Here is a 9,837-nt window from a genome sequence, read left to right as displayed (position 1 = left end):
GGAACGGTTCAGCGAAAGCGGCCGGCGGCCAGAGGGCTTATTATCGTCTGCGTCGCTCATACGAGCCTTCCAATTCGGCTTTCGTTTCACGTTTCCCCGCGGTAGCCGATCACCACGAAGCCGCACTCTTCAGTCGCAGGGCACCCGGCGTGAAGGCTGGCTAAACTACCCAGCTGGCCTCCGGATTCAACCGCTGCTTTGATCCCCGGCACAGCCGCGGATCAGAACTCGTTTATCGCGCGAAAGCCCGAGAGCTTCCGCATGGTCGCGGCAAAGGCCGCACTTTGCGATCCAGCGCCGAGAACGGCGTGGACCAGATGGTCCCGTCCAGTTGCCGCACCGAGCGCCTCGGCACTGAAACAACCGGCGACCGGTATGTCGTCGCCCCAGGCCGAGCGCGTCAGCCGGTCCAGCTTCTCGCGCCCGTCCGCCGCCCCGTCCGACGCCTCGATGCGCCAGGCCGGCCGGGCCGCCTTGATAGCCAGGCGGGCCGCGTCGAAACCGGCGGCCAGCTGGCCAGACCGTCGCGCCAGGCCCAGAAGGCTCAGCGCCCGGTCGGCGAGCCGCGCCTCGATCTGCGCGGCCATATCCTCCGGCACCGTCACCGCCCGTCCCGCCGAGCGGTTGAAACCGCCCTTGCGGCGGGCCGTGTCGACCAGATCGCGCTGCGGCGTGATCCAAAGGCCGCGCCCGGGCAGTTTGGCCGCAATGTCCGGCACCACAGTGCCGTCTGGTGCCAGGGCGAGGCGGATCAGATCCGCCTCCGGCTTGATCTCGCCGGTTGCCAGGCAGGTCCGCTCGCGGCCGCCGGCCCGGCGTGTCGCCGCCTTAACCAGCCTGATCCTCCTCGTCAGCCAGCTCGCCATCGACTTCGTTGAAGTCGAGGCCCAGCGCTTCGGCTTCCGCCTCTAACGCTTCCAGATCCATGTTCTCGATATCGAGTTCCGCTGCCTCGCCAGCCTCGGCAACTTCCTCGACTTCCGGCTGCGGCAGATCCTCTTCCGAGATCCAGCCTGCCGCGACGCGCGCGCGCATGATCATCATGTCGGCATCGTCAGAAGACAGGTTGAACTCTTCCAGAATGCCGGCTTCGCGAACGCGCTCGCCATTCTTGGTCTCGAACCAGCCGCGCAGGTCGTCCCCGACCAGGCCGGCCAGGTCGTCGACCGTCTTGACGTCGTTCTCGCCGAACTTGACCGCCATGGCGAGGTCAACACCCTCGACCTCCATGACCGCATCCTCAACGCCGAGCTCTTTGCGCTTGGCGTCCAGTTCAGCCGCGAGACGCTCGAGATAATCCCGGGCACGGGCCTGGATTTCTTCTGCGGTATCGTCGTCAAAGCCTTCGATCACGGCGATTTCGCCGAGTTCGACATAGGCGATTTCCTCGACGTCGGTGAAACCTTCCGTCGCCAGGAGTTGGGCAATCACCTCGTCAACATCAAGAGCCGCGATGAAGAGCTGGGTGCGCTCGGCGAACTCTTTCTGACGGCGCTCGGACTCTTCTTCCTCGGTGAGGATGTCGATCGACCAGCCGGTCAACTGCGAGGCCAGGCGCACATTCTGGCCGCGTCGGCCAATGGCAAGCGAGAGCTGCTCGTCCGGGACCACGACCTCGATGCGCTGGTCTTCCTCGTCGAGAACGACCTTGGCCACTTCGGCCGGCTGCAGCGCGTTGACGATGAAGGTCGCCGGCTCATCCGACCACGGGATGATGTCGATCTTCTCGCCAGCCAGCTCGGACACGACCGCCTGCACGCGCGAACCGCGCATACCGACACAGGCACCGACCGGGTCGATGGAGCCGTCATTGGAAATCACCGCGATTTTGGCGCGGCTGCCCGGATCGCGGGCAACGGACGGGATTTCGATAATGCCTTCGTAGACTTCCGGCACTTCCTGCGCGAACAGGGCGGCCATGAAGTCCGGATGCGCACGCGAGAGGAAAATCTGCGGGCCGCGGACTTCCTCGCGGACATCGTAGATATAGGCGCGCACACGTTCGTTATTCTGCAGGTTCTCGCGCGGAATACCGTCGGCGCGGCGGATAATGCCTTCGGCGCGGCCGAGATCGACAATGACATTGCCGTATTCGACGCGCTTGACGATACCGTTGACGATCTCGCCGACACGATCCTTGTACTCTTCGAACTGGCGCTGGCGCTCGGCGTCACGGACTTTTTGCGTGATCACCTGTTTCGCGGTCTGCGATGCGACGCGGCCAAACTCGATCGGCGGCAGCTCGTCGGAGAAAACGGTGCCGATCTCGGCATTGGCATCAATGCGCTTGGCGTGTTCCAGGCTCAGTTCCTGGTTGTCGTTCTCGACCTCTTCCACGACCGTCATATTGCGCGTCAGGGAGAGCTCGCCGGTCTTGCGGTCGATGACGGCGCGGATGTCGTTCTCGGCGCCATAGCGCGAGCGCGCGGCCTTCTGGATCGCTTCCTCGATGGCCTCGATAACGATGCTCTCATCGATATTCTTCTCGGACGCCAGCGCCCGGGCGATATGCAGCAATTCCAGCCGGTTATGGCTGACACCAATGCTCATCGTGCGATCTCCGCTGCGATCAGTTGCGACATTATTCGTCTCCTTCGGTCGGCGCGGGCGCTTTGCCGCGCGCTTTCAAGTCCGCCTCAATCAGGGCGTCCGTCAAAACCAGTTTGGCTTCCGCGATCCAGTCGAACGGGATCAGCGTGGTGTGTTCCTCGCCCTCCATGTCGAGCAGGACGTCACTCTCTTCCACGCCCGCCAGAATACCACGGAAGCGCTTGCGGCCCTCGGCCAGACGGTCGAGTTCGATCTTGACGTCGAAACCCTCCCAGCGGGCGAAATGGCGCAGGTCGGTGAGCGGGCGATCAATGCCGGGCGAGGAGATCTCCAGATCATACTCACCGGCGATCGGGTCTTCGACCTCAAACACATCCGACAGGGCACGGGACAGTCGGGCACAATCATCGACATCGACACCACTCTCATCGAGCCGGTCGGCCATGATCTGCAGGCGCGGCTTCTTGCCAGACATCACGCGCACACGCACCACCTCCAGACCGAGATCTTCAGCGATCGGCTCGGCCAGGGCGAGAATGCGGTCGTCTTGCGGCGTCTTGGTTTTCAAACCAGCTCCTGAGAAACAAAAAAGAGCGGCCGCGCCCGCGACCGCTCGAAAGCATCATCCAATGCCATCGAACATGTGTTGAGAGGGCTTATACGCCTGTGGGGCGTGGATTGCAAGGGTCAGTCAGCGTTGCGCACCCAATCCATAAACACCGGCGCGCAATCGCCGAGATTCTTGCTCTCATAGCGGGTGGTTATGTGATCGGCCGGGGGCAAGCGCCAGTCATCGGCCCGGTTGGCCCGCCAGCTGAAGCGCTCATCGGCCTGCATTTCCGCCATGCAGTGATCGGCGTAGGATTTCACATCCGTCGCAATGCGCAGCTGACCGCCCGGCTTGAGGATGCGGGCGAAGTCATCGCGGGTGGCCGGCTGCAGGAAACGGCGCTTGGCATGGCGCTTCTTGTGCCAGGGGTCCGGGAAGAGCAGAAAAATCCGGTCCAGCGAGGACGCTTTGAAAGCCGGCAGGACTTCGCGCGCATCTCCGCGGTGTAAGCGGAGATTGTCCAGCCCCTTTTCCTCGCGATAGGTCAGCGCCTTGGCGACGCCATTGAGGAAGGGCTCGATGCCGATATAACCGCAATCGGGGTGCGCCTCAGCCTGTCCGGCCAGGTGTTCGCCACCGCCAAATCCGATTTCCAGTATGTGCGCCGAACGGCCCGGCAACAGGGCGGCCGCATCGATCTCACCGTCCAACGGCAGATCGATCTGCGGCAGGACATGATCAACCAGCGCCTGCTGGCGCGCCGACAGCGGCTTGCCCTGGGCACGGCCAAACAGCCGGAAATCCGGCCGGGCGCTGATATCGTCTTGGGTCTTGCTCATCATGGGCCGGGGTTTACCGGCTTTGCGAGCGCTCGGCACGTCTGCGTGTCAGTGCGCCAGTTCCTGCTCATTTGCGAGCGTACGAACCAGTTCGAGAACCCGTCGCCGGACCTTGGCATCCTTGATGCGCGAAAAACTCTCGGCCAGCGACACGCCGTCCGAGCTCTGGATAAAGTCGTAGACGATAGGTGTCTGATCATTATCCGCCATCGCCGCGAGTGGAGCCTGATCACTCAGACCCTCGAAAAAGAACTGGACCGGTACTTCCAGCACGCGCGACAGCCGGTATAGGCGGCTGGCACCGACGCGGTTGGCGCCGCGCTCGTATTTCTGCACCTGCTGGAAGGTCACACCCAGCTCATCGCCGAGTTTTTCCTGGCTCATTTTCATCAACTGGCGGCGGAGCCTGATCCGAGACCCGACGTGAATATCGATGGGGTTTGGTCCCCGGGAACCCGATTTGCTCATCTGCTCAACCTGCATCCTGGCCTCGCCAATTATTGTGACAACATAACACAACCAATGCGTTTCAGTATAATCACTTTCAGGTCAGGGCTGCGAGTGTTTTCGTTTCCTAACAAAACGGCTTTGCTGCACGAGGACACCGATGAATAACCCTAAAACCACAAAAAAGAAAGGATAATCACCAAAACGTGCATAGCTGGTCAATTGCAGCGCTTGCGGTAAATTGACGTCAAAAGCCCCCTCATCGGAGGGCGCAATACGCTCCGGCATGCGTCCATACGGGTCAATCACGCCGGAAAATCCACGCGACGCGGTGCGAATCATCGGCAATCCGAACTCGATCGCGCGGTAGCGGGCCTGATTGAGATGCTGTTCCGGGCCGGACGTATCGCCAAACCAGGCATCATTGGAGAGGTTGAACAGCCAGCCCGGCCGCTCATCACCCATCTGACTCACAAATCCAGGGAAGATCGCCTCATAGCAGATCAGCGGCATCATCGCCGGAGCGCCGGGAACATCCATTACCGCAGCGCCGGGTCCCGGGGTGAACTGGAGGCGCGCAAAGTCGTCAAACCCGATCAGCGATAACAGGCCCGACAAGGGAATAATCTCACCGAAGGGGACAAGGCGGACCTTGTCATACAAGCCGCGCGAACGCGGAATGCCGTTCTCGAAACTCATCACGGCAAGGGCATTGTGATAAGTCACCGGGGCTTCCGCCTGATCGCGCCGGTTGATGCCCGCCATCAGAATCTGGCCCTCGGACAGGGTTTCGCCGATCCGTGACAACGTGCCACCATGCTCAAGCATGTAGTAGGGCAGCGCCCCCTCGGGCCAGAGAATATGGGTCACATCCTCCAGGCCCGGCTCTGCCGTCAGGTTCAGATAGCGTTCCCGCACCATCAGCTGATTGCCATCAGCCCATTTTTCCTGCTGCGTAATCGCGCTCTGGACGATGCGCATGCGCACGCCCGGCTGATCGGGGATGGGCGGGCCGGACAATCGGGCCAGCCCGGCCGCAAACAACAAGAACAGGATGGCCAGCCCCGCCAGAGCCGGCATGGCCCGGCGGCTGGTGAGCCGGCGCGACGCCATGATGGCCGGTGAAACAGCGATCAGAACGGTCAGCAGGGTCAGACCATAAACTCCGAACCAGGAGGCGGTCTGGCTGACCGGGCCACCCGCCGCCCAGGCATAGCCGGGCAGGTTCCACGGCAGACCGCTGAGCACATGACCTCGGAGCCACTCGAAAAGCGCCAGGCTGGCCGCAAAGACCAGCACCCGCCATTCCGACTTTTGTGCGATCGCTGCATAAAGCACCATCGCCCCGCCCCAGAAGACCGCAAGCATGGACGCGAAAACCGGCAAGGCGATCGGGATCAGGGGGATGAAAGCCGCATCACGATTGGCAAAGGCGAATCCGACCCAGAAGGTCCCGGCCATGAAATAGCCCATGGCGAAGACAAAACCGGCCACGAAGGCGCTGCGCAGGGGGCGAGCGCGCCGGCGCGCACCGTCGACCTGCCAGAGCAGGATGGCGAAGGCGGGAGCCAGGAGTAGCCAGAAATGAAACGGGGCCATGGCCAGCGATGCCAAGGCGCCGGTGAACCAGAGCAGAAGCCAACTCCGCCAGCCCGTCAGGGTCTCGGCGCGAACGCGCCAGGTCCAGGGCTGAAGGCGCCGGTCGAGCATTAGCTGCGCGCGCCCTTCTCTGACTTCGCTGCTTTCATCGAGCGCACCCGCATGCGCTTGATGCGGCGCGGGTCAGCTTCAAGGACTTCGAATTCATAACCGGTTGCATGGCGGATCACCTCGCCGCGCTCGGGAATACGCCCGGCCAGGGTGAAAACCAGCCCCCCCAGGCTGTCGACATCATCATCTTCTTCCGGCGTGGCGATATCCTGACCGACAATGCGTTCGAAATCATCGATCTCGGCACGGGCGTCGACATCCCAGACACCCGGGGCGCGGGCACGGATCATCTGCACCTCGCCGTCATCATGCTCGTCTTCGATATCACCCACGATAGGCTCGAGCAGGTCCTCCAGCGTCACCAGCCCGTCCGTGCCGCCATATTCGTCGACCACCAGAGCCATGTGCTGGCGCCGGGCCTGCATGCGGCGCAACAGGGCGGCCGCCCGCATCGAGGGCGGCGCAAACAGCAGCGGCCGGCCGATCTCTGGCAGCACCTCGGCCTCGGCCCATTGCTCGGCCAGTTGACCATTGGCATCGGGCGTCAGCCGCGACACGACGTCCTTGATGTGGACGATTGAAACAGGATCATCGAGCGTCTCGCGGAATACCGGCAGGCGCGAATGCGAGGCCTCGGCAAACACCGCGGCGAGTTCGCCCAGCGACGTACCGAGCTCGACAGCAACAATATCCGCGCGCGGCACCATCACATCGGCGACCCTGAGACGGTCGAGCGCGTCGGCCTCAATCGCCGGGTGGGCCGCCGGGCGGGCCGGAGCGGCGGACACCTTGTCACGGCTGAAGACCTTGCGGATCCAGCCCGGAATCGATCCGGCGTGCGAGTTGGGAAGTTCAGTCATGCTGTTTGCGAATCCGGTGTGGTGTCAGAAGCGGCATAGGGGTTGGCGATGCCGAGCGCAGCCAGAATGCGGATCTCCAGCCCTTCCATCAGCTCGGCTTCATCATCGGCCTGGTGGTCAAAGCCTTGCAGATGCAGGAAACCGTGCAGGACGAGATGGGCAAGGTGGTCCTCGAGCCGCAAGCCCCGCGCGTCGGCTTCCCGCTTCACCACGCCCCAGGCGAGGGCGATATCGCCCAGATGATTGTCGGAGCTCTCGGCCGCCGGGAAGGAGAGGACATTGGTCGGACCGGACTTGTTGCGGAAGCGCTGATTGAGGTCAGCGACCGTCTCGTCGCTCGTCAACAGGATCGCCACGGCGCCGGCATCCGGCCCGGCGATCTGGCTGCACGCCTCGGAAATCAGGCTTTCAACCAGCCGGGTTTTGCCGCGCACACAGCTCCAACTGTCGTCCTCGATAATCAGATCGGCCGCGTTCATTGTGCTTCCGCATCCGGCGAGGTGCCGGCATCCTCCTCATAGGCCGCAACAATTCTGGCAACCAGATCGTGCCTGACAACATCACCGCGGCCGAATCGTACGATAGCGACTCCCTCGGTTTTTGCCAGAATAGACAAGGCGTGCGGCAGACCGGACGGGTCACGCGGGTGCAGATCGCACTGGCTCGGATCACCCGTCACCGCCATGCGCGAGCCTTCACCCAACCGCGTCAGCACCATCTGCATCTGCGCTTTCGAGGTGTTCTGGGCTTCATCGACGACGATGAAGGCGCGATTGAGCGTGCGACCGCGCATGAAGGCGATCGGTGCCACCTCGATGCGCCCGTCCTCGCGCATTTTTTCCAGCTGTGAGCGCCCCAGCGTATCGGCCAGCGCATCCCAGACCGGCAGGAGATAGGGGTCGACTTTCTCGGTCAGATCACCGGGCAGGAAGCCGAGCTTCTCTCCGGCCTCAACGGCGGGCCGGGTGATGATCAGTTTTTCCACCTTGCGCTGAACCAGGAGCGAGGCGCCATAGGCCACGGCGAGCAAGGTCTTGCCGGTCCCGGCCGGGCCGACACCGAAAATGAGATCATATTTGCGCGTATTCTTGAGCGAACGCACATAGGTGCGCTGGCCTTCGGTCCGCGCAATCAGGCTGGACCCGCGCGGCACGCGGATCACGCCATCATCTTCGGCGCCCTCCACCTCGTCCTCGCGGCTGCGCAGCGCGGCCCGCACGGCCGCCTCATCACAGGTCAGGCCATGCTCGAGGCTGGCATAGAGCCGTTTGAGCACGCGCTTGGCCTCTTCGCGGGCATCGGGCGCATCCGCACTGATAACAATCTGACCGCCGCCGGGCGCGCTGAGGCGCACATCGAGCTCCTCCTCGATCAGGATGAGGAAACGGTCGCCGGCACCCGCAAGGGCCCGGACGCGATCCACGTCATTGAAATGCAGGGTTTCCGAAGCCTGGCGGCGAGGCTTGGCGGCGCGTTTGCGCGCGGGCGTTTTGGGCGTGCTCACGCGGCGCTTTGCTCCGATGTTACCAGCCGCCCGGTCAGGGCATTGCGGCTGGCCCCCTCAATCTCGACCATAGCGATTTCGCCGAGCAGGCTTTCCGGCGCTTCGACATGAACGGCCTGGAGATAGGGACTGCGGCCATGCAGCTGACCGGCCATCCGGCCCGGCTTTTCAAACAGGACCGGAAGCTGTTTGCCGATCTGGCTCTCATTGAAAGCGATCTGCTGTTCATTGAGCAGCGCCTGAAGCGCCTGCAGGCGCTCGCCTTTCACGGCCTCGTCAATCTGGTTGAACATGGCCGCGCCCGGCGTGCCGGGGCGCTTGGAATACTTGAAGGAGAAACAGGAGGCGTAATTGACCTGGCGGACCAGCTCCATCGTCGCTTCGAAATCCTTGTCCGTCTCACCCGGGAAGCCGACGATCATATCGCCGGAAATGGCAATATCGGGCCGCGCCGCGCGCAGCTTCTCGATGATGGCGAGATATTCCTCAGCCGTGTGCTGACGGTTCATCGCCTTGAGGATCTTGTCCGACCCGGCCTGCACCGGCAGGTGGAAATACGGCATCAGCTTGGGCGTATCGGCGAAGGCCTGGATGAGATCATCATCCATGTCGCGCGGATGGCTGGTGGTAAAGCGGATGCGCTCGATACCGCCGATCAGCGCCAGATGACGGACGAGCTGGCCCAGACCCCACGTGCCTTCATCCTCGCGGCCGGCCGGAGCGGCGCCGTGATAGGCATTGACGTTCTGGCCCAAAAGGGTGACCTCGCGAATACCCTTGGCCGCCAGTGCACGTACTTCGGCGACGATCTGGTCGACCGGGCGCGACCATTCCGCACCGCGAGTGTAGGGCACAACGCAGAAGGTACAGAATTTGTCGCAACCCTCCTGGACGGTGACAAAGGCGGTATAGCCTTCAACCTGGCGGTCATTGCCGAGCTGGTCGAACTTGTCCTCGACCTCGAATTCGGTGTCCAGCGCCTCGCCGCGTTCGCGATGCGTCTTGGCAATCAGCTCGGGCAGTTTGTGGTAGGTCTGCGGCCCGACCACGAGGTCGACCACGGGTGCGCGCTTCATGATTTCCGCGCCCTCAGCCTGGGCAACACAGCCGGCCACGGCGATCGTCATACCGCCCTCATCCGCCTTGGCTTCCTTCAGCGGACGCAGACGGCCCAGCTCGGAATAGACCTTCTCGGCCGCTTTCTCGCGGATATGGCAGGTGTTGAGGATAACGAGATCCGCCCCGTCCGGCGCCTCCGACGGCTCATAGCCGAGCGGGTGCAGAACATCCTTCATCCGTTCGGAATCATAGACATTCATCTGGCAGCCATAGGTCTTGATATAGAGGCGTTTACGCGTCGAGCTCATCGATAACCAT

10 protein-coding genes are annotated in these 9,837 nt (G+C 62.9%); all 10 read right to left on the bottom strand.

The genetic code is table 11. From position 1 onward, the window contains the following. Positions 1 to 221: 221 nt before the first annotated feature. Entirely contained in the window at positions 222 to 866 is a 645-nt protein-coding gene (locus Q1V57_RS00050; RefSeq protein WP_300526747.1) for an RNA-binding protein, read from the bottom strand. Then, positions 829 to 2,550, bottom strand: a complete 1,722-nt coding sequence (gene nusA, locus Q1V57_RS00045; RefSeq protein ID WP_300526746.1) for a transcription termination factor NusA — start codon at positions 2,548 to 2,550, stop codon at positions 829 to 831. Before nusA ends, Q1V57_RS00050 begins: the two co-directional genes overlap by 38 nt. Positions 2,551 to 2,581: 31 nt before the next feature. Continuing rightward, positions 2,582 to 3,118 carry a ribosome maturation factor RimP gene (gene rimP / locus Q1V57_RS00040; RefSeq protein WP_300526745.1) on the bottom strand — a complete coding sequence of 179 codons (537 nt, stop codon included), beginning with the start codon at positions 3,116 to 3,118 and terminating at the stop codon, positions 2,582 to 2,584. Between the two features lie 119 nt (positions 3,119 to 3,237). Beyond that, positions 3,238 to 3,939 (bottom strand): tRNA (guanosine(46)-N7)-methyltransferase TrmB, encoded by a 702-nt coding sequence (gene trmB / locus Q1V57_RS00035; RefSeq protein ID WP_300526744.1) that lies wholly within the window; start codon positions 3,937 to 3,939, stop codon positions 3,238 to 3,240. A gap of 48 nt (positions 3,940 to 3,987) precedes the next feature. After that, a complete protein-coding gene (locus tag Q1V57_RS00030; RefSeq protein ID WP_366145040.1) occupies positions 3,988 to 4,329 on the bottom strand; it encodes a helix-turn-helix transcriptional regulator in 342 nt (113 codons plus the stop codon). Positions 4,330 to 4,488: 159 nt separating this feature from the next. After that, the gene (lnt, locus tag Q1V57_RS00025) at positions 4,489 to 6,096 is read right to left on the bottom strand and encodes an apolipoprotein N-acyltransferase (protein WP_300526742.1); all 1,608 of its coding nucleotides are present in this window, start codon (positions 6,094 to 6,096) and stop codon (positions 4,489 to 4,491) included. Then, complete coding sequence (locus Q1V57_RS00020) at positions 6,096 to 6,956, bottom strand: hemolysin family protein (RefSeq protein ID WP_300526741.1); 861 nt, start codon at positions 6,954 to 6,956, stop codon at positions 6,096 to 6,098. Before Q1V57_RS00020 ends, lnt begins: the two co-directional genes overlap by 1 nt. After that, positions 6,953 to 7,435, bottom strand: a complete 483-nt coding sequence (ybeY, locus tag Q1V57_RS00015; protein WP_300526740.1) for an rRNA maturation RNase YbeY — start codon at positions 7,433 to 7,435, stop codon at positions 6,953 to 6,955. Before ybeY ends, Q1V57_RS00020 begins: the two co-directional genes overlap by 4 nt. Then, a complete protein-coding gene (locus Q1V57_RS00010) occupies positions 7,432 to 8,460 on the bottom strand; it encodes a PhoH family protein (RefSeq protein WP_300526739.1) in 1,029 nt (342 codons plus the stop codon). Before Q1V57_RS00010 ends, ybeY begins: the two co-directional genes overlap by 4 nt. Further along, positions 8,457 to 9,827: a tRNA (N6-isopentenyl adenosine(37)-C2)-methylthiotransferase MiaB gene (gene miaB / locus Q1V57_RS00005; protein ID WP_300526748.1), complete on the bottom strand. Its 1,371-nt coding sequence runs from the start codon at positions 9,825 to 9,827 to the stop codon at positions 8,457 to 8,459. Before miaB ends, Q1V57_RS00010 begins: the two co-directional genes overlap by 4 nt. Between the last annotated feature and the right edge of the window lie 10 nt (positions 9,828 to 9,837).

This window comes from Maricaulis sp. (genome assembly GCF_030149425.1).
Classification (GTDB): domain Bacteria; phylum Pseudomonadota; class Alphaproteobacteria; order Caulobacterales; family Maricaulaceae; genus Maricaulis.
This window is presented reverse-complemented; position numbering and strand designations above follow the sequence as displayed.

What these genes read in the sequence shown, in the direction of transcription:
- Q1V57_RS00050 (WP_300526747.1), bottom strand. Translation starts at nt 866, where the DNA reads ATGGCGAGCTGGCTGACGAGGAGGATCAGGCTGGTTAAGGCGGCGACA.
- nusA (WP_300526746.1), bottom strand. Translation starts at nt 2,550, where the DNA reads ATGAGCATTGGTGTCAGCCATAACCGGCTGGAATTGCTGCATATCGCC.
- trmB (WP_300526744.1), bottom strand. Translation starts at nt 3,939, where the DNA reads ATGAGCAAGACCCAAGACGATATCAGCGCCCGGCCGGATTTCCGGCTG.
- Q1V57_RS00030 (WP_366145040.1), bottom strand. Translation starts at nt 4,329, where the DNA reads ATGAAAATGAGCCAGGAAAAACTCGGCGATGAGCTGGGTGTGACCTTC.
- lnt (WP_300526742.1), bottom strand. Translation starts at nt 6,096, where the DNA reads ATGCTCGACCGGCGCCTTCAGCCCTGGACCTGGCGCGTTCGCGCCGAG.
- Q1V57_RS00020 (WP_300526741.1), bottom strand. Translation starts at nt 6,956, where the DNA reads ATGACTGAACTTCCCAACTCGCACGCCGGATCGATTCCGGGCTGGATC.
- ybeY (WP_300526740.1), bottom strand. Translation starts at nt 7,435, where the DNA reads ATGAACGCGGCCGATCTGATTATCGAGGACGACAGTTGGAGCTGTGTG.
- miaB (WP_300526748.1), bottom strand. Translation starts at nt 9,827, where the DNA reads ATGAGCTCGACGCGTAAACGCCTCTATATCAAGACCTATGGCTGCCAG.